The sequence below is a fragment of the Vibrio sp. TRT 29B02 genome (genome assembly GCF_050113655.1).
Taxonomy (GTDB): Bacteria; Pseudomonadota; Gammaproteobacteria; order Enterobacterales; family Vibrionaceae; genus Vibrio.
The window spans coordinates 191,388-209,957 of the sequence record NZ_JBNJOJ010000001.1; the positions used below are offsets into that span (position 1 = coordinate 191,388).

The 18,570-nt window shown below is 44.9% G+C and carries 14 protein-coding genes; 9 read left to right on the top strand and 5 right to left on the bottom strand.

The features are described 5' to 3' along the window. Positions 1–209 precede the first annotated feature (209 nt). Together ACQEXT_RS00830 and tdh are read left to right on the top strand one after the other, a co-directional pair. On the top strand, positions 210–1,406 hold the full coding sequence (locus ACQEXT_RS00830; RefSeq protein ID WP_138972620.1) for a glycine C-acetyltransferase: 1,197 nt from the start codon (positions 210–212) through the stop codon (positions 1,404–1,406). Continuing rightward, positions 1,406–2,437, top strand: coding sequence for an L-threonine 3-dehydrogenase (gene tdh / locus ACQEXT_RS00835; RefSeq protein ID WP_426950182.1), 1,032 nt, complete (start codon positions 1,406–1,408; stop codon positions 2,435–2,437). The genes ACQEXT_RS00830 and tdh overlap by 1 nt, the downstream gene beginning before the upstream one ends. Positions 2,438–2,579: 142 nt before the next feature. Here the strand turns inward: tdh and pyk are convergent, their stop codons facing one another. After that, the gene (gene pyk, locus ACQEXT_RS00840; RefSeq protein WP_426950184.1) at positions 2,580–4,034 is read right to left on the bottom strand and encodes a pyruvate kinase; all 1,455 of its coding nucleotides are present in this window, start codon (positions 4,032–4,034) and stop codon (positions 2,580–2,582) included. Between the two features lie 174 nt (positions 4,035–4,208). Beyond that, positions 4,209–5,588: an MFS transporter gene (locus tag ACQEXT_RS00845; RefSeq protein ID WP_138972617.1), complete on the bottom strand. Its 1,380-nt coding sequence runs from the start codon at positions 5,586–5,588 to the stop codon at positions 4,209–4,211. A gap of 68 nt (positions 5,589–5,656) precedes the next feature. Between ACQEXT_RS00845 and ACQEXT_RS00850 the strand changes: the two genes are divergently transcribed. The 4 genes from ACQEXT_RS00850 to ACQEXT_RS00865 are packed head-to-tail and all read left to right on the top strand — an operon-like array spanning position 5,657 to position 10,781. Further along, on the top strand, positions 5,657–5,845 hold the full coding sequence (locus ACQEXT_RS00850; RefSeq protein WP_426950186.1) for a hypothetical protein: 189 nt from the start codon (positions 5,657–5,659) through the stop codon (positions 5,843–5,845). A gap of 31 nt (positions 5,846–5,876) precedes the next feature. Beyond that, positions 5,877–7,175 carry an ABC transporter substrate-binding protein gene (locus tag ACQEXT_RS00855; RefSeq protein WP_426950187.1) on the top strand — a complete coding sequence of 433 codons (1,299 nt, stop codon included), beginning with the start codon at positions 5,877–5,879 and terminating at the stop codon, positions 7,173–7,175. Next, the gene (locus tag ACQEXT_RS00860; protein WP_426950189.1) at positions 7,172–9,532 is read left to right on the top strand and encodes an ATP-binding protein; all 2,361 of its coding nucleotides are present in this window, start codon (positions 7,172–7,174) and stop codon (positions 9,530–9,532) included. Before ACQEXT_RS00855 ends, ACQEXT_RS00860 begins: the two co-directional genes overlap by 4 nt. Beyond that, on the top strand, positions 9,519–10,781 hold the full coding sequence (locus ACQEXT_RS00865; protein WP_426950191.1) for a sigma-54-dependent transcriptional regulator: 1,263 nt from the start codon (positions 9,519–9,521) through the stop codon (positions 10,779–10,781). Before ACQEXT_RS00860 ends, ACQEXT_RS00865 begins: the two co-directional genes overlap by 14 nt. 122 nt (positions 10,782–10,903) lie before the next feature. Here ACQEXT_RS00865 and ACQEXT_RS00870 read toward each other — a convergent pair whose 3' ends face one another. Together ACQEXT_RS00870 and ACQEXT_RS00875 are read right to left on the bottom strand one after the other, a co-directional pair. Beyond that, positions 10,904–11,233 carry an ATPase gene (locus tag ACQEXT_RS00870; protein ID WP_426950192.1) on the bottom strand — a complete coding sequence of 110 codons (330 nt, stop codon included), beginning with the start codon at positions 11,231–11,233 and terminating at the stop codon, positions 10,904–10,906. A 15-nt stretch (positions 11,234–11,248) separates the two neighbouring features. Continuing rightward, on the bottom strand, positions 11,249–13,279 hold the full coding sequence (locus ACQEXT_RS00875) for a S8 family serine peptidase (RefSeq protein ID WP_426950193.1): 2,031 nt from the start codon (positions 13,277–13,279) through the stop codon (positions 11,249–11,251). Positions 13,280–13,700: 421 nt separating this feature from the next. Between ACQEXT_RS00875 and ACQEXT_RS00880 the strand changes: the two genes are divergently transcribed. After that, complete coding sequence (locus tag ACQEXT_RS00880) at positions 13,701–14,954, top strand: SGNH/GDSL hydrolase family protein (RefSeq protein ID WP_426950195.1); 1,254 nt, start codon at positions 13,701–13,703, stop codon at positions 14,952–14,954. A gap of 5 nt (positions 14,955–14,959) precedes the next feature. On the opposite strand, the gene ACQEXT_RS00885 is transcribed toward ACQEXT_RS00880, so the two are convergent. Next, positions 14,960–15,406: an exoribonuclease R gene (locus ACQEXT_RS00885; protein ID WP_138972610.1), complete on the bottom strand. Its 447-nt coding sequence runs from the start codon at positions 15,404–15,406 to the stop codon at positions 14,960–14,962. A 540-nt stretch (positions 15,407–15,946) separates the two neighbouring features. Here ACQEXT_RS00885 and ACQEXT_RS00890 point away from each other — a divergent pair. Then, positions 15,947–17,155, top strand: coding sequence for a NupC/NupG family nucleoside CNT transporter (locus ACQEXT_RS00890; protein ID WP_426950197.1), 1,209 nt, complete (start codon positions 15,947–15,949; stop codon positions 17,153–17,155). A 165-nt stretch (positions 17,156–17,320) separates the two neighbouring features. Beyond that, positions 17,321–18,550, top strand: coding sequence for a peptidase T (gene pepT / locus ACQEXT_RS00895; RefSeq protein WP_426950198.1), 1,230 nt, complete (start codon positions 17,321–17,323; stop codon positions 18,548–18,550). Positions 18,551–18,570 lie beyond the last annotated feature (20 nt).

Genomic DNA, 18,570 nt, shown 5'->3' on the forward strand with positions numbered 1-18,570 from the left:
GGGGGAGTTTAGCGTGATCCTGAGCGACGGTCATCACAAAAGCGTCCAATTTGTGCCTCAAATTCAATAATGTTTTTCCGCTCAACGGGATAATGGAAACAACGTGCTTGAATTACACTTAAGACAGCAGATTTTAGTCTTTAGCAATACGCTCAAGGCAATCGATAAGCGATATGCTTACAATCATAATAACTAGGAAGGAATTTGAAATGTCTTCTGCATTCTACCAACAGATCCAACAGCAAATTGAAGAAGTAAAGGCGGAAGGCCTTTATAAATCAGAGCGTGTGATCACTTCGCAACAGGCCGCTGCGGTGAAAATCTCAACCGGCGAAGAAGTGCTTAACTTCTGTGCGAACAACTACCTTGGCCTTGCAAATCACCCTGCTCTAATCGAAGCAGGTAAAGAGGGTATGGACGTTCACGGCTTTGGTATGGCATCTGTGCGTTTTATCTGTGGTACTCAAGACATCCATAAAGAACTTGAACAAAAGCTTTCTAAGTTCTTGGGTAAAGAAGACACCATCCTATACACCTCTTGTTTCGATGCGAACGCTGGTCTGTTCGAAACGATTCTAGGTGCAGAAGACGCTATCATTTCTGATGCGCTAAACCACGCCTCAATCATTGATGGTGTTCGCTTATGTAAAGCTATGCGTTTCCGCTACTCAAACAACAATATGGAAGAGCTAGAGCAGCAACTAATCGCAGCAAAAGAAGCTGGCGCTCGTCACATCCTGATTGTGACTGACGGTGTTTTTTCAATGGATGGTGTGGTGGCTAATCTTCCTGCCATCTGTGACCTTGCTGAAAAGTACGGCGCACTGACAATGGTTGATGATTCGCACGCTGTAGGCTTTATGGGCAAAACAGGTGCAGGCACTCACGAGTACCACAATGTTGTAGATCGCATCGACATCATCACAGGCACACTGGGTAAAGCGATGGGCGGCGCTTCAGGCGGTTACACTTCTGGTAAAGCTGAAGTGATCGACTGGCTACGTCAGCGTTCACGTCCATACCTATTCTCTAACTCTGTTGCACCAGCAATCGTCAACGCTTCTATCCGCGTTCTTGACCTGCTTGAAGAGAGTGGTGATCTACGCGACCGCCTATGGGAAAACGCCGCACACTTCCGTGCACGTATGGAAGCGGCTGGTTTCACTATGGGTGGTGCAGACCACGCAATTATCCCAATCATGTTAGGCGATGCCAAAGTAGCTGCCGAGTTTGCAGAGCGCGCTTTAGAGAAAGGCATCTACGTGATCGGTTTCTCTTTCCCTGTAGTACCAAAAGGTCAGGCACGTATTCGTACACAAATGTCAGCAGCACACTCTCGTGAGCAGCTAGATCGCGCTATCGATGCGTTTATCGAAGTGGGTCGTGACATGGAGATCATCAAATAATGAAAATCAAAGCACTATCAAAACTAAAGCCTGAACAAGGCATCTGGATGACTGAGGTCGACAAGCCTGAACTTGGTCATAACGATCTTCTGATCCGTATTAAGAAAACCGCGATCTGTGGCACTGACGTTCACATCTACAACTGGGATGAGTGGTCACAAAAAACCATTCCGGTTCCTATGGTTGTAGGTCATGAATATGTGGGTGAAGTGGTTGGCATTGGTCAAGAAGTCCGTGGCTTCGAAATCGGTGACCGCGTATCTGGTGAAGGCCATATTACTTGTGGTCACTGCCGTAACTGTCGTGGTGGACGTACTCATCTATGTCGTAACACAACGGGTGTTGGTGTTAACCGCACAGGTGCGTTTTCTGAGTACCTAGTGATACCAGCATTTAACGCATTCAAAATCCCTGAAGGGATTTCTGATGACCTTGCGTCAATCTTTGACCCATTTGGCAATGCGGTACATACAGCACTGTCTTTCGACCTAGTTGGTGAAGACGTACTGATCACCGGCGCAGGCCCTATCGGTATTATGGCAGCAGCGGTTGCTAAGCACGTAGGTGCTCGTCATGTAGTGATCACGGACGTAAACGAATACCGCCTTGATCTTGCTCGTAAGATGGGTGTGACTCGCGCTGTTAACGTTGCAGAGCAAAAGCTTGAGGACGTGATGGCTGAACTTGGTATGACAGAAGGCTTCGATGTTGGCCTTGAAATGTCTGGTGTACCTTCAGCGTTCAACTCAATGCTACAAACAATGAACCACGGTGGTCGTATTGCCCTATTAGGCATTCCACCATCAGATATGGGTATTGACTGGAACCAAGTTATCTTTAAAGGTCTTGTTATTAAAGGTATCTACGGACGCGAAATGTTCGAAACGTGGTACAAGATGGCGTCATTGATTCAGTCAGGCCTAGATCTCACGCCAATCATCACTCATCACTTCAAAGTTGATGACTTCCAAGCAGGCTTCGACGCTATGCGTAGCGGGCTTTCTGGCAAAGTTATCCTTGATTGGGAATAACCCAATAAACTAAGAATAGCGCTCCGATTGGGGCGCTTTTTGTTTGCATAAAAAAAGACCTACCGCAAGGGTAGGCCAAATCCCTAAGTTTCCCTGTGGAGCAAGGAGTGGGTGTGACTAATGTTTATGGAGAATTTAATAATTAAGCTGCAATGGCTTCTTTAGTTGGAATTGGAATCAGACGGCTAATGTTGACATCACCCGCGTTTTCAACGGACTCAAAACGAGAAATTAACAGTGATTGCAGTTGGTGATCTTTGATCGGCTTTGCAAGGATTTCCAAAACCGATGCGGTGGCATCGGATTCGTCTATCGAAGCAAATACAGGTTGAACACCACGTAAGATAGATAGACGAGAAAGTAACTTTTCATTGTCGCTTAGTGCCCAAATCATCGCTTGGCTATGACAACGTGACATAAGCAGTGGGGTTTCACCACTGTTGGTGAATACCGCTACGCCTAAGTTTTGTTGTGATTTGGCCGCGAACAAAACAGAAGAAACAGCGAAGCTCTTACTACTATTGCTACAAAGCTGTTGGACCTTGTCCCAGCAACTGCTTGAGCATTCAATTTCTTGTTCAACACCACGTGCAATTCGAGCCATCGCTTTTACGGTTTCAACCGGATAGGCACCTGTCGCGGACTCGGCGGATAGCATAATCGCATCGGTTCCATCAATAACAGCGTTCGCCACATCCATTACTTCTGCTCGTGTTGGTAGAGGATTATCAATCATAGACTCCATCATTTGAGTCGCAGTGATTACGGGTTTTCCAAAATGTTTCGCACGGCTGATAAGTGCTTTTTGAACAATAGGTAAGCGAGCATCTCCAATTTCGACGCCAAGATCGCCACGAGCGACCATAATGATGTCAGAAGCGATGATAACGTCATCCATGGTCTGCTGATTTTCGACAATTTCAGCACGTTCAACCTTAGCGACTATTTGTGCATTGCAGCCTGTGGCGCGAGCGATTTCTCGAGCATAGTGGAGGTCGTCCGCATTACGTGGAAAGGATACGGCTAAAAAGTCAGCGTCAATGATCGCGGCTGTCTCGATATCTTGTTTATCTTTGTCAGTTAAAGCAGGGGCAGAAAGCCCACCGCCCAATAAGTTGATCCCCTTGCGGTTGGATAGGATTCCACTGTTTAGTACTTTGGTTTTTGCAATCGTGCCAGCTTCGTCAATATGGACAACTTCGAGCTGAATGCGCCCATCGTCAAGCAGAAGTACATTTCCGACAGAGAGATCTTTAATTAACTGAGGGTAATCAAGGCCTACTCGCTGCTCGTCACCCGCTTGTGAATCTAGCGTGCTATCTAGGGCAAATATTGCGCCTTGTTCAAGTCGGACTGCTCCATTCTTAAATCCAGAAATGCGGATTTTAGGTCCTTGCAAGTCAACCAGAATGCCAATGTGCTTTCCAAGTTTTCGTCCTGTGTTGCGCACATTGGCTGCGGCCGCGATATGGTTTGTGGGATTGCCATGTGAAAAGTTTAACCTAACCACATTAACGCCAGCGAGAATCATCTCTTCTAGCACAGTGGCACTTTGGCTCGCGGGGCCGAGTGTCGCGACGATTTTAGTTTTATTCATAACCTTACCTTTAACAACATAACCGAAAATGGACAATCAAAAGGGGGGCGGCTGGTGGTCAACATTCGTTTGATGGGGAAGGGGGTACCATCTCTAGGAGCCAGATAAGTACGTCACCTCAAGTCAATGTCAATCGCCAGCCAAAAGGGGGAGCGAACTCCCCCAAGTTCGTTGTTAGTTGGCAACGTTAGCTTTTAATTTAGGTTGAGTTTCCTCGTCGATATCAACGACTTTCTTCGCGTTCCAAACAGTTAACGCAAGCAGAAGTGACAGCACACCTGCCGCTAGCCAGAAGTATTGAGCTTGAGAGAAGTCGTACTTAGAAACACCGTCGATTTCTGTGATGGTAATGAGCTTTGCAGAAATAATTTCTTGAGCAGATGCCGCCATGTAAGAGAACAATCCAATAAAGCCTTTTACCGCACCAACAGCGTTCTTTGGCATCAGGTCACAAGCTGTGAGGCCAGCAAGGAATACGACCAGACCACCGATAGCGAAACCGATCAGGCCTAGGGCTACCGCATCAACCATGCGGTTATCGGGGCCAAAGAACATTAGACACATACCCGCGATATTTGCCAATCCGTATAGTAGCGTCGGGATATGACGGTTAGCGTTAAAGATTTTATCCGATACGATGCCTGATAAAATTGCCCCTGCTAGACCAGCGATAGGGTAGGTAGACATTGCAAAACCGGCGTCAATCAACGAATAACCTTTTACCTCTTGCAGATACAGCACTGCCCAAGAAGACATCGCATAACGAGAGACGTACATTGCCGCACACGCCGCAGCGATAAGCCACACAACGGGTTGTTTTAATACAAATAGCTGAGCACGACGTGTTTCTTTAGGATCATTTTTCTTCTTGATTTCTGGTTCTTCATCAAAAGCCGTCGCAGCATCTGGTAAACCGTAAGTTTGTGGGCGGTCTTTAAGGATAAAGAACATACATAGTGCTGCTACGATTGCTGCGATACCAGCGCCGATGAAGCCAGCGCGCCAGCCAAGGTAGCTCACGAGTGTAGCGGTTAGGATCCAAGTAATGCCTTCGCCTATGTTACGCGAGCCACCCCATATTGAGTAACGCGAGCCACGTTGTTTAGGTGAGAACCATTGGAACAGAGAGACACATGAAGGTGCTGAGCCTACCGATTGGAACCAACCGTTTAAACCCCAAAGCAGAACAAAGAAGAAACCAGCGGTATTCAAGCCCATGATGACGGCTGTCGCGCCTGACAATAGTAGTGAGAACGACATAAAGCGGCCAATGTTGGCATAGTCAGAAAGGAAGCCGTTCGAAAACTTACCTATTGCGTAGGTGAAGAAAAAGGCTGAACCCATAATACCGAGTTCTTCAATGGTGACGATACCCGCATCTAGCATAGGTTTCTTCACGACACCTAAACTCATACGAACTACGTAGAAAACAGCGTAACCAAATACCAAACCGAGGAATACTTGCCATTGGAAGCTCTTAAAGCGGGATTGCATAGCCTCTTTGGAGCTATCGGACAAAGGTAAGTCCGGGCGTGTTTTAAAGAAATTGAACATAAATGTTTCACTCCGAATATGTGTGACGATTAATGAGTTGTCGTCGACATGATGCAGAAGGAGGTGAATTGGCTCAAAAGGCTACTTTTGAGGCAAAAATGACTCAAACTAAAGATTGGCGAGGGTTAAAAGAGACACTTTTGACCATTTTGTTGGTAACGAAATTGATAGAATTACCGCTATTGAGAGATTTAATTGCGTCAGCAGTGACCCATTCAACTGGGGATGAATTTAGTGGTTGGTTTGTCACTTTTTGAATTGACGCACATTTCTAGGGGATTTTGTGAAGTGGGATTAGCAAAAGTGTTTATAAGGCGGTTGGCAAAGATAGGGCTGGGCGTGTTGTGGTTCAGCCCATATGCGTTGGCAAATCAAGATCAATTGGTGGTACTCACTACCTTTTCGAGCGAGCCAATCGCGGAGTTAATGTCGGAATATAAACAAAGGAATCCCAAGGCAGATATAAAGCTGATTCATAGAAGAACACAGTCAGCGATTCAACTACTAAACAAAAGTTACATGCAAGATGTCGATGTCGTACTTAGTTCATCGCCATTTTTAATGGAGGAACTTTTTAAGCGTAACCAGTTAGCAAGCGTGTCTTATAGCAATGAAATGCCCGAGTGGTTGGTGCCTTTTGTCTTGCCTAAGCGAAATAAAGTAGTCAGCGTGGGCTACTCTGGTGCAGGGCTAGTGTGGAACAACGACTACCTAAAAGCTAACCAGCTACAAATCCCAAATCAATTTATAGATTTGGTTGCGTTTGAGTACTTTGGTCACATTACGATGAGTACGCCAAGTCGTTCGGGGACGACACAAATGATGATAGAAAGTATTTTAGCCAAACATGGGTGGTTAAAAGGTTGGGCAATCATTTTAAATGTTGGAGCCAACCTTGGTACTGTTTCCTCTCGCAGCTTTGGTGTCGCTGACTATGTAGCTAAAGGACAATTTGGCGTCGGACCAACCATCGATAGTTATGCGTTAGTGTTACCAAAACAGTTTCAGCATGTTGGCTTTGGATACGATTCAGATTTTACGCTAATGCCAACCTATATTGGGGTGCTAAAAAACTCAGGAGAAAATGAATCAACCCAAAGCTTTATTACGCTGCTCCTATCCAAACGTGTCCAAGATAGTATGGTCAACAGTGACTTTGCCAAGCACTCGATTAAAGATGATTCGTTGTATAGCGAGAAGAATCCGCCTCTTAATTTGGAAAAACTAATGAAAAGAGAAAAGCTGGTTAATATCATTTTCGATGAAGCGATAACTAAGCGTCTACCAGAGTTACAGGATCTTTGGCACAGCATTGCAGAGCTTGAGTCAATCACTGCGTCGAACCCTGAATTGAGTAGGAGAGTCTCTCACTTAAAACAGCAACTTTTCCTTATCCCGATGACAGAGGAAGAAGTCCGTTCGATCGCGAACTCCATTGCTGAACAAGATGCTTCAAATCAAGCCTCAAGCGGATTGGAACAAGCAGTATTGGCAGAGTTTGGTTATCGTTTCGGGGTTAAGTTTGAGGATAATTTGCTTCAGGTGGCGGATACCCTGAAAGCCATTCAAGTAGAGTTATCGCTATGACTAAGTGGAGTACGATTGGCGCAAAGTTGATTTTGGCCTTTGCTGGTTCAACGCTTTTACTGATGGTAGTGAGTATTGTTGCATGGCTAACATGGAACCAACTCGATGAACAAGTGAGTGAATTGCTCGACAATAGTGTGCCGAAATACAATACCAGTTACTTACTAGAAAGCCGAAGTAGTGAGATACGCTATCGAGTTCAACTGTTGCCTCGTCTAAATAACAAAGTTGAGTTAAACAGACAAATCGCAGAACTCTCTGAGCAGCTTGAAGCCATCAATCTGACTCTGAATCGCATAGGTTCTGGGGATATGTCAAACGACGATACTCAAATGCTTTCTGAGCGTTACCGAGTTCTTGATGAAACATTAGAACAGTACAGTGCGCTCGTGCTTCAGCGGATTGAACATAGTCGCAGAGTGAATAAATTAGAAGAGCAGATCAACTGGATTCATCAAGATATTCGTTCTGAACTCACACCGATACGTCAAGAGTTACATTGGTTGATCCGACGTGATGAAACGGGCGAAGAGCGTAATATCGCCTTGGATCAATTGCGAGCGATTCAGCATGTATTAGATCTGGAGTCGAATGTCTTCGCTATGACTAGTGAAGTTATTCAGGCGCAGCAACTTGGTGAGGTCCACAATGCGACCAAGGTAATCCAATACAAATTGGATGATTTGGTGAGCAATAGTGCCGCCATTTTTGTCCTACCTTCAACCATAGCGTACCAGCAGTTAATTCAAGAGTTAGCGACATTACTTGCCCCGCAAGGTGTTTTCTACCATCAAGTGTTAGATAAGGTAGCGTTAAACCAACGTATTGATCTGTTAAAGGTCAATATTGACCAACAGCTAAGTGATATTCATCAGCAGATTGGTTTGATTGTACAAGAGGCCGATGACAGCTTTATCAATGTACAAGCGCAAACGACGAGTCTTGTCTCCTATGGGAACCATGTTCTTATCGTTTGTTTCAGTGTATCGATAGTGATGTCGCTGTTCCTCACTTACTATTTTATTAATCGCCGCATCGTGGCTCGTCTAACGGCATTAAGCTCGAGTATTGATGCGATAACAAAAGGCGATTTAAGTCATCCTATTCAAGTTGATGGGGCTGATGAGATTGGTCGCCTGAGTGAAAAACTCATTGAGTATGGCGTCAGCGTCAAAGAGATTCAGCGTACCAATGCGATGAGTCTGATCAACAACACCTCTGCGAGTTTATTGACCTGTGACTTAGCGGGATATGTCGAGTCTGCCAATCTCAGCGCACGCAGGCTACTGGCGTTTCAGGGAGAGGTGGAAAAGAAGTTGATTTGGGATTCGTTCGAAAATCGGAGTCAACGTGTCTTAGCCGCAGTGTTCCAACGCAATGGAGCATTATTTAGAGATGGGCATGATGAGATTACCCTATGTGTTGTAGATGAGCAGACCTGCTATCTACATTTTGACTTCCATCTGTTTTCACATGGTCAGTTCAACAAAGTGATCGTTACGATCACTGATATTACCCAGCAAGAATTGAATGCTAGGGAGCTAGAGCAACGTGTCGCGGATAAAACATCAGATTTAAGAGAGAAAAATCATCGTTTGTTAGAGGAAATCGTTGAACGCGAGCGGACCGAACGGCACCTAAAGCAAACACAAGGTGAGTTGATACAAGCAGCCAAAATGGCAGTGGTAGGGCAAACCATGACCAGTATGGCGCATGAGCTAAATCAGCCGCTCAATGCAATGTCTACTTATTTGTATAGTGCCAAAATTTCATCGCAAGCGGGTAATTTTGCAGGCGTCGATCAGTCACTTGGTTACATCGAAGGCTTGGCTATGCGGATGGGGAAAATCATATCCAGCCTACGGAGCTTTGCGAAAAAGTCAGACGATGACCAGCCAGCGGCAACGCAAAATCTTAAAGATATCGCAGACCAAGCGATGACCATCGTGATCGCAAAAGCAAGAAGACAAATGGTCGAAATTGATAACCAATTGACCTCAGACCTTACCGTGCATGGGAACGCTCTCGCCATAGAACAGGTACTTGTCAATCTGTTGGTGAATAGCTGTGATGCTATTGATGAGCAGAATGGAGAGAAGCGAAAAATCACTATTCGTGCGGTTTACGAGACTCACACACACCATGCTATCGGAATATTTGATAGCGGTAACGGGTTTGATTTTAGCATCATTGATAAACTTTTTACGCCCTTCACAACGACCAAAGAAGTGGGTTTGGGGCTTGGGCTAAACATAAGCAAATCTTTGATGGAAAAACACTCTGGGCAGATATATTTAGCGTCCAACTTAGATAAAGGCGCGTTAGTTATTTTGGAATTGCTACATGCAAAATCTTAATTACTCGATCCTATTAGTGGACGACGACCAAGATGTTTTGGATTCCTATAAGCATCTGATGGATATCGCTGGACTTTCGGCGAAGCCACTCCTTGACCCTACATTGACGACACCGTTTCTCACCCCTGATTGGGCGGGGGTCGTGTTGTTGGATATGTACATGCCCCAGATTCATGGGCTGGAGTTACTAGAGAAAATTAAACAAATTGATGAACGTATTCCGGTCATTGTGATTACTGGGCATGGCGATATCCCAATGGCGGTGGATGCCGTCAAAAAAGGGGCGTGCGAGTTCATTGAGAAGCCGATTAATCCTGCGGCACTATTGGAAATGGTCAAAGAGCATTTAGATTTACGGCGCAGCTTTATTGAACAAAAACATGCGATGGTCGCCACGATTGATAAGTCTTTAGTGGGGAGCTCGGCGCAATTGGAGCAAATCCGTCTCCTTATTTCCCAGTTTGCCTTACTCAAGAATCATGTTGTTATTTGGGGTGAATCAGGAACTGGCAGGCACCTTGCTGCGCATCTATTGCACTCAATGTCAGAGAAAGGGGATGCCTTTGAAGTCATTCAAGCAAAGCCGGATATGATGGAAAGTGAATTGGCTCAACAGCTGTCTGAGTTTAAAGAAGGAACTCTGATGCTGGATAGTGCGGAGTTGCTTTCAGAAGAGTGCCAACGGTTTCTGGCTCAAAGGCTGATCGCCAACGAAAGAGAGGGTAGGCCGTTACGTGTGATCGCTGTTTTAGGCTGCGATCCAGAAACACTCATCGCTAAACAGCAATTAATTCCCGAGCTCTATTATGTGCTCAATCAGGGGGTGATAGAAATGCCAGCTTTGCGACAGCGTCCAGACGATATAGCGGTGTTATTTCATCACTATCTCAAAAAGAGCTGTAAGACATTGGGTAAACTGCTCCCTAAAGTGGAGTCGAACTACTTGTCGATACTCAGAGGTCATACTTGGCCTGGAAATGTCCGTGAATTACGAAATATAGCTGAGCTATATGCGGTAGGGATCATTAAATTAACGGGTAAAGAAAAACTCTATACCCAAGCTGAAACGCAGTTACCGCTTGATGAATTGATGGATGATTTTGAAAAAGGTGTAATTGAAGATGCGCTGTTTTTGCATTCGGGGCGAGTGAGTGAGGCCGCTGATTACCTGCAAGTTCCGCGGAAAAAACTCTATTTAAGGATGAAAAAACACGCGATCGACAAAGACAAATTTAAAAGTCGGTCATAGACATTTACACCGCTCACTGGAAGCTTTAATACCGTGAGAGAGCATGGTTACGAAGAGAGTGGTTTTGTTCGTGACTTAGGCGTGGAAAAGTAGCAAAGGCGAACGGATGTTCGCCTTTGTCATTACTGAGCCAATAGTTTTCTTATCGGCTCGGGTTCGGTGTATTCAATCGAAGAGCTCTGCATCAGTTTTTCAACTTGTTTTGACTCTCCCTCAATCACAAATACTTGGTCATTAGGTAGCTCATCAACAATGTTTAGACCAGATAGAGTGATAGCCTTACGAGCTTCGGGGCCTTTACCAGCAAAATATTTAACGAAATATCTTGTTGGTGCTTGTTCTATAGCCTCTTGCTTGTTTCCGGGGAAAGGGAAACCTTGGCTATTGGCGAGTACCGAGCCTGTGATCCCCATCATCAACAGTATTGAACATGTTATGAGTCTATTTACCATAGTGACTTGAACTCCTTATGGAAAAGTCAGTGACCAGCGATTAATTGTACCGACATCTCGTCTTGCGCTATCAACAGCTTTTAGCTGCCAATCACCTTTTGACTCAAAACCAGTAAAGTCAACTTGATAGCTGTTCTGGATGTTATTTGAACTGCCACCTGTGTTGTCATGCAGGATGACTTGACCACCTTCTGGTGAGATTAATGTGATCTTGAGATCACCGATGTAGGTGTGACTGATATCAATCGCTACAGTGATGATACCAGCGTCGCCAGCACGGCTTACAGATAGTTCACTTATCACGCCACGGGAGTTGTTGTCTGGGATCGCAACCGCTGTATCGTTTACATAGCTATCAGTTCCATTATCGCCGTTGCCAGAACCTTCACAACCGTATTGCTCGAGATACTTAACCGCAGCGTCGCTGTCAACGAGACCGTAGCCTGTTCGATTATCGCGTCCTGCAACATCAATATCGGTAGCTGTCTTGGTTAGCACGCTACGTATTTGAGCCGCAGTACAAGTAGGGTAGTAACTCCAGACTAAACCAGCGACACCGGTGACATGCGGAGTTGCCATTGAAGTTCCGTTGTAATACTCGTAGTCCTCTCCAAGCGTTGTTGACACTGAGATTTCCTGACCTGCGTATGCGAGAAGCTGTTGGCCAAATTCTCGGTCAACCGTGACCGACAGGATACGCGCGGTATCGTTTGTGTCGACAAGGAAAGGGTTTTGTAGTCCAGGCAAGTCGCTATTGCTGTAAACAATACTCGCTCTAGCACCTGCATCGGAACAAGCTTGAACGGCATCTATTTCTGGATAGCTTCCTGAACCTTGGTTACCAATCCGTTCAACCAGACAAATCTTGTTAGTCATATCTGCGCAAGTGAAACGGCCGTTGGAGGTGTCACAAACACCAAGAGACGCAGTAACTGAACCAGCAACAGGCTCAGATTGATAGTTGCCCGAACGCTGTACTAAGCGGTTATGTGGGACGATACCGCGGTCGAATTGACTGACACCGTCTAATTGGATGTCTGAAAGTTTACCTTCTCCGATCGTAACTGTGGACAAGATCGCCACACCTGGACCAGAAATCTCAACTTGATCCGTTGCCTGTGAGAACGCCGCGTGCGCATTTTGATTGTCTATTGCAGCGACCGACATGACTGAGTCATAGGAGGCAGGGTAACTGTGTGCGGTATTGCCGTCGTTACCTGCCGCAGCGATCAGCAGTACCCCCTGGTCATAAATGCGTTGTAGTGCATTTTGTTCAGTAACACTGGACTGACTGCCACCTAGGCTCATATTGACCACGTTAGCACCGTTGTCTGCACAGGTTTGAATCGCTTTAACCAAGCTAGAGGAGTATCCCCATCCCGATTCGTTAAACACTTTAACAATATGCAAATTAACGTTTTGATTTGGCATCACGCCCTTAATGCCTTCGTTGTTCGCCATTGCTGCAATGGTTCCCGCTACGTGAGTGCCGTGGGCATTGTTGTTACCCGGAGCACTCCAAGAACCTGTCCCACTGTCATTTGTTCCAGAGACTCGGTTTCCACTTAAATCGTTGTGTGATAAGTCGTAACCTGAATCAATGATACACACAGTGCGATTGCCCGCGTTTGAGTCATCAAGAAGCTGAGCGTTTACGGCGGTGTAGCCCCATGGCACCGTTTCACTTAAAAGGTAGCGAGGTGGATCAATCTCGACATACTCGACGTCACTACGATTACTTAACTGAGTTACTTTTGTGTTGTCGATTTCGATACTGTATATCGATTGGTCACCTAGCTTTTCCACTTTGTTGGCGTTGAGTTGTTCCAACACCGATTCTTGTACGATTCGTGGTCCGGAGAAAGGACTACTGCTCATTGAAGAAAGAGCGGTATGGTCACCTTTGAACTTAACGATGTACTTGGTGGGTAGTTTGGATTCGTCGAACCCAGTTAAAGAAGCGTATGCTGACGTTGGTAGTGTTAGCACTACCGCAACCGCAGTAGTTGAAAACAAACCTTTGATTGTATTTGTTTTGTGATGCATTTTGTCTTATTCCTTTTGAGACAATTTTATTCACTTTTTATTAATTAGTTCTCATTCAACGAAAATGTGAATGAGCAATATAGCTATGCTCAGTTGTCAGAAAATACCAATACATTTATGTCCTGAATCGGTAAAACTGAACAAAAGATCTTCAAAACAACACATTCCGTTAACAATGATGGTGCTTATATATTCTTATAAAGCAATTACTTAGTAGTGAAAGGCTGCTTTTCTAGTCACTAATTTTGAGTAAATATTCTATTTTTAGGGCGGTGGGATATATTTACTAAATCTATTGAAAATAGATCTTGGTTACAAAGCTGGATATAGGAATATTCTTACATTTGACTCATTAGAGTAATTAGTCTGAAAATGTATTTAGATGAGAGCGTTTCTCATTAATTACAATAACGAGAATCTTATGAAAAGAACCATGACACTAATGAGTGCCTTGCTGCCACTCGCATTTGCTTCGGCGTCAGAAGAGTTGATTACCCCTGAGATGATTTCTCCCGCACAGGTTGTCAGTGCACAGGGTAAGCAAACTTATACTTATGTGCGATGTTGGTATCGAACCAGCTATTCCAAAGATGACCCTGGCACGGATTGGGAGTGGGCTGAAAACCCTGACGGAAGTTACTTGACTTTGAATGGATATTGGTGGAGCTCTGTGTCGTTTAAAAACATGTTTTATACCGACACTCCCCACAGCATCATTAAACAACGTTGCGAACAAACATTGGACCTAGCGAATGACAATGCCGATATTACTTACTATGCGGCCGACAATCGTTTCTCATATAACCATTCGATCTGGAGCAATGACCCTGTTGTTCAGCCGCAGCAAATCAACAAGATGATTGCGTTTGGCGATAGCTTATCGGATACCGGTAATATTTTTAATGCCTCGCAGTGGCGTTTCCCTAACCCGAACAGTTGGTTCTTGGGGCATTTTTCAAACGGGTTTGTTTGGACGGAATACATTGCTAAAGCGAAGAATCTACCTCTTTACAACTGGGCGGTCGGTGGGGCTGCAGGCGAGAACCAATACATTGCGTTAACGGGCGTCGGGGATCAGGTCACATCCTATTTAACCTATGCGAAGTTAGCGAAAAACTACCGACCTGAAAATACGCTATTTACCTTGGAGTTTGGATTGAATGACTTCATGAATTACAACCGAAGTGTCGCAGAGGTTAAATCTGATTATGCAGAGGCACTGATTCGACTTACCGACGCTGGGGCGAAGCACCTCTTGTTAATGACGTTACCAGACGCAACACGTGCGCCTCAGTTTCGCTATTCTACCCAAGAAGACATTGACAAAATTCGCGCGAAGATTGTGGAGATGAATCGATTCATAAAAGCACAAGTGGCGTACTACACTGCACAGGGGTACACCATTACTCTGCATGATACTCATGCTTTGTTTGAGAGCTTGGTTGCCGATCCTCAAGCGCATGGATTTGTTAACGCAAGTGAAGCGTGTCTCGATATTAATCGTTCTTCATCCGTCGACTATTTGTACAACCATCCTTTGCGCTCTGAGTGTGCTTATCAAGGTTCGGATAAGTTTGTGTTTTGGGACGTAACCCATCCGACAACAGCGACACACCAGTATGTTGCACAACAGATGCTAGAAGACAGCCAGCAACTCGTAGCTCATCCTTTCTAGTATCGTCATTTTGATTGTGCAATCTGAGCGTATTGACGCAGTAAGTCAGTGAGTGTGGTTACCCATTCGAGTGCGTTTTGAGGGCTCTCCTTGAGGATTATCTCAACGTGGTTACAGTGAGTCTCAAGTGGAATCGCTCGCTCTAGATGAAACGACACTGTGTAAAAATGCCACAGCAGTAGTCGCTGCATTCGAATGATGTTTTGCTGCTTATTGTCCGATTCTTCAAACAATGCTGGCAGTTGGCTCAGTGCGATAGCGTTCATTCTGAGCATTGCGTCAAACTGAGCTTCTTGAAGCTTATCCTGATCTTCGGCCTCATCTTGCTCAAACGTAAACAGTTCTGTCATTGATTCTTCAGGAATAAGACGATGAATCATTTTCAAGCTCAATTCTTCAAGCTCTTCACGAGAAGTTTGAGTGAGACTGCTGTAAGTGTAATCGCGTTGCATATAGGCTCTCAGACATCAAAGTAGGGCGGGTATTCTAGCGGTTGGGAGGAAAAATGCCATACGATCCTTCCTTACGAGCCAAAAAAATCCCCGCATGAGCGGGGAAAGTCTTAGTTGTGTTAGCTAGGTTCGCCTATGACGTTGTAGTGAACTTAATTGTCATACCAAAGGTACGTTAAGCTTTGTTACTTAACACTAGGTGCCAAATGATATAACGCCAGTTTTTGGCCAATAATTGTGATGCCCTGATAGTGAAATTGAGAGTTTGGTTCCAATTTTATAGGTGTTTAAGTGCGTATGTTGACAAGGGCAAAGACGAAGTTTACCGCGACCAGTAGGTGTGCCAAATATGCAGAGTGGTCATACATTGAACACTTGAACGTTTGCGTATAAATATGTGATGAAACTCTCATTCGTGGCGCTATACTTTCCGCCCGGTTGAGAATAACAGCTCTACCAATACAAGCCGTCACAGGGAATGGTGAATGACCCCAAGGACAGGACCAGCTACCAATTCAATGCTTGTAGAGGTAATTTTTAATGAATGTTTTATTTGGCTTAATCGGTGTCGTTGCCCTGCTTTTGTGTGCAGTATTACTGTCGGAAAGTCGCCAATCAATTAACTGGAAAACAGTGTCCCGTGCTCTGTTACTTCAAGTTGCTTTCGCAGCGTTAGTGCTTTACTTCCCTTGGGGACAGGCAGCATTAACAAGTTTAAGTAGCGGCGTATCGAGCTTATTGGGGTTTGCAGACCAAGGGATAGCCTTCCTATTTGGTGATCTAGCGAACACTGGGTTCATTTTTGCTGTTCGCGTTCTTCCTATCATCATCTTCTTCAGTGCTCTTATTTCTGCACTTTATTATCTCGGCATTATGCAAAAAGTTATCGAGTTCATCGGTGGCGGTATTCAAAAGTTTCTTGGCACCAGTAAAGCAGAATCTTTGGTGGCAACGGGTAACATTTTTCTTTCTCAAGGTGAGTCTCCTCTTCTAGTTCGTCCTTTTCTTTCTCGAATGACTCGTTCTGAGCTGTTTGCGGTTATGGCTGGTGGCATGGCGTCTGTAGCAGGGAGTGTGCTCGGTGGCTATGCAGGTCTGGGAGTGGAGCTAAAATATCTGATTGCCGCGAGTTTTATGGCTGCACCAGGTAGTTTGATGATGGCAAAAATCATTGTGCCTGAACGTGATACTCCTATCGACCAATCAAATATTGAAATGGATCAAGCGCAAGAGAGTAATGTGATTGATGCACTAGCAAGTGGTGCGATGAATGGCATGAAGGTGGCCGTTGCGGTGGGTACTATGCTGATAGCTTTTGTCAGTGTGATTGCGATGGTGAACACGGGTCTTGAAAGCCTAGGAGAGTTGGTTGGCTTTAGTGGCATTACGCTCCAAGCGCTGTTTGGATATTTGTTTTCGCCACTCGCATGGGTTATAGGTGTTCCTTCCAATGAAGTGTTGATGGCTGGCTCATACATTGGTCAGAAGATCGTAATGAATGAATTTGTTGCGTTCATTGATTTTGTTGAACATAAAGCTCTGCTTTCAGAGCATAGCCAAGTCATCATTACTTTTGCACTTTGTGGTTTTGCTAACATTGGTTCTATTGCAATCCAGCTGGGATCAATCGGCGTTATTGCGCCAGAGAGACGCGCTGAAGTAGCCAATTTAGGCATTAAGGCTGTGCTTGCTGGCACATTAGCTAACCTGATGAGTGCATGTTTAGCAGGTATCTTTATTCTGCTTTAATCCTGCAACTTGAATATTTTTAAGCCCGAGTAGCTATGCTCTTCGGGCTTTTTTGTATTCGCTAGTTATTGCGAAAAAAATGATTTATAGCAAAGCCTTGTAGCTAAGAAGGCGTACGATGAGAGCTCGTTATGAGTAAGGCTTAAATTATAAGAGAATGTATTTATGAATGAATTGGTACAACGTTTTCTGCGCTATGTGACTTTTAATACTCAATCAAATCCGAACCATCTTGCCTGTCCAAGCAGCGAAGGACAAATGACCTTTGCTCAATTTCTTAAACAGGAATTGATTGAACTTGGCTTAAGTAATGTTTCTCTCGATTCCAATGGGTATGTAATGGCTAAACTACCAAGTAACGTAGATTATCCTGTTCCAGCGATTGGCTTTATCGCGCATATGGATACTGCACCTGATGCTTCAGGTGAGAATGTAAAAGCGCAGATTGTAGAAGATTATCAGGGTGGTGATATTGCGTTAGGCAAAGGTGACCAAATACTCTCTCCAATTCAATATCCCGATTTGCATCAATTACATGGGCATAACTTGATTACCACAGATGGGACAACGTTACTTGGGGCAGACAATAAAGCAGGCATTGCGGAAATTATTTCTGCTATGGCGGAGCTTATCGCCCATCCCGAAATCCCTCACGGTGAGATCTGTATTGGCTTTACGCCGGACGAAGAGATCGGCCGAGGTGCTGACAAGTTTGATGTGGCAAGGTTCGGGGCCGAGTGGGCTTACACCATTGATGGTGGTCCGGTCGGTGAGCTGGAATTTGAGAACTTCAATGCCACCAGTGCTGATGTTATTTGCCATGGTGTCAATGTTCATCCTGGAACAGCAAAAGACAAGATGGTCAACTCAATGAACATTGCTGCTCAGTTCCAAATGATGATGCCAAGTGACGAGACTCCTGAGTGCACTGATGGCTATCAGGGTTTCTACCATCTGAAGTCCGCGAGTATGTCGGTTGCGCGTAGCGAGCTGGGCTACATCATCCGAGACTTTGACCGTGAAGGGCAAGCGGCTCGTAAACAATTTATGATTGAAAAAGTTGCCGAGTTGAACAGCCAATTAACGCACGGCTCAGTTGAATTGAAGTTAACCGATAGCTACTTCAACATGAAAGAGCAAGTGGAGCCGTATCCGCATATCATAGAGTTAGCGAAACAAGCGATGATTGCGTGTGATGTTCAGCCCCAGATTAAGCCAATTCGTGGTGGTACGGATGGTGCGCGATTATCATTTATGGGTCTGCCATGCCCTAACATTTTCACCGGTGGTTACAACTTTCATGGCATTCATGAGTTCGTTTCGATAGAGGGAATGGAGCAAGCGGTAAAAGTTATTGTGACATTGGCAGAGAAAACAGCTCTTAATTACCAATAAGTATCTAATTCAACAATGAT

What these genes read in the sequence shown, in the direction of transcription:
- ACQEXT_RS00830 (WP_138972620.1), top strand. Translation starts at nt 210, where the DNA reads ATGTCTTCTGCATTCTACCAACAGATCCAACAGCAAATTGAAGAAGTA.
- tdh (WP_426950182.1), top strand. Translation starts at nt 1,406, where the DNA reads ATGAAAATCAAAGCACTATCAAAACTAAAGCCTGAACAAGGCATCTGG.
- pyk (WP_426950184.1), bottom strand. Translation starts at nt 4,034, where the DNA reads ATGAATAAAACTAAAATCGTCGCGACACTCGGCCCCGCGAGCCAAAGT.
- ACQEXT_RS00845 (WP_138972617.1), bottom strand. Translation starts at nt 5,588, where the DNA reads ATGTTCAATTTCTTTAAAACACGCCCGGACTTACCTTTGTCCGATAGC.
- ACQEXT_RS00860 (WP_426950189.1), top strand. Translation starts at nt 7,172, where the DNA reads ATGACTAAGTGGAGTACGATTGGCGCAAAGTTGATTTTGGCCTTTGCT.
- ACQEXT_RS00865 (WP_426950191.1), top strand. Translation starts at nt 9,519, where the DNA reads ATGCAAAATCTTAATTACTCGATCCTATTAGTGGACGACGACCAAGAT.
- ACQEXT_RS00870 (WP_426950192.1), bottom strand. Translation starts at nt 11,233, where the DNA reads ATGGTAAATAGACTCATAACATGTTCAATACTGTTGATGATGGGGATC.
- ACQEXT_RS00875 (WP_426950193.1), bottom strand. Translation starts at nt 13,279, where the DNA reads ATGCATCACAAAACAAATACAATCAAAGGTTTGTTTTCAACTACTGCG.
- ACQEXT_RS00880 (WP_426950195.1), top strand. Translation starts at nt 13,701, where the DNA reads ATGAAAAGAACCATGACACTAATGAGTGCCTTGCTGCCACTCGCATTT.
- ACQEXT_RS00885 (WP_138972610.1), bottom strand. Translation starts at nt 15,406, where the DNA reads ATGCAACGCGATTACACTTACAGCAGTCTCACTCAAACTTCTCGTGAA.
- ACQEXT_RS00890 (WP_426950197.1), top strand. Translation starts at nt 15,947, where the DNA reads ATGAATGTTTTATTTGGCTTAATCGGTGTCGTTGCCCTGCTTTTGTGT.
- pepT (WP_426950198.1), top strand. Translation starts at nt 17,321, where the DNA reads ATGAATGAATTGGTACAACGTTTTCTGCGCTATGTGACTTTTAATACT.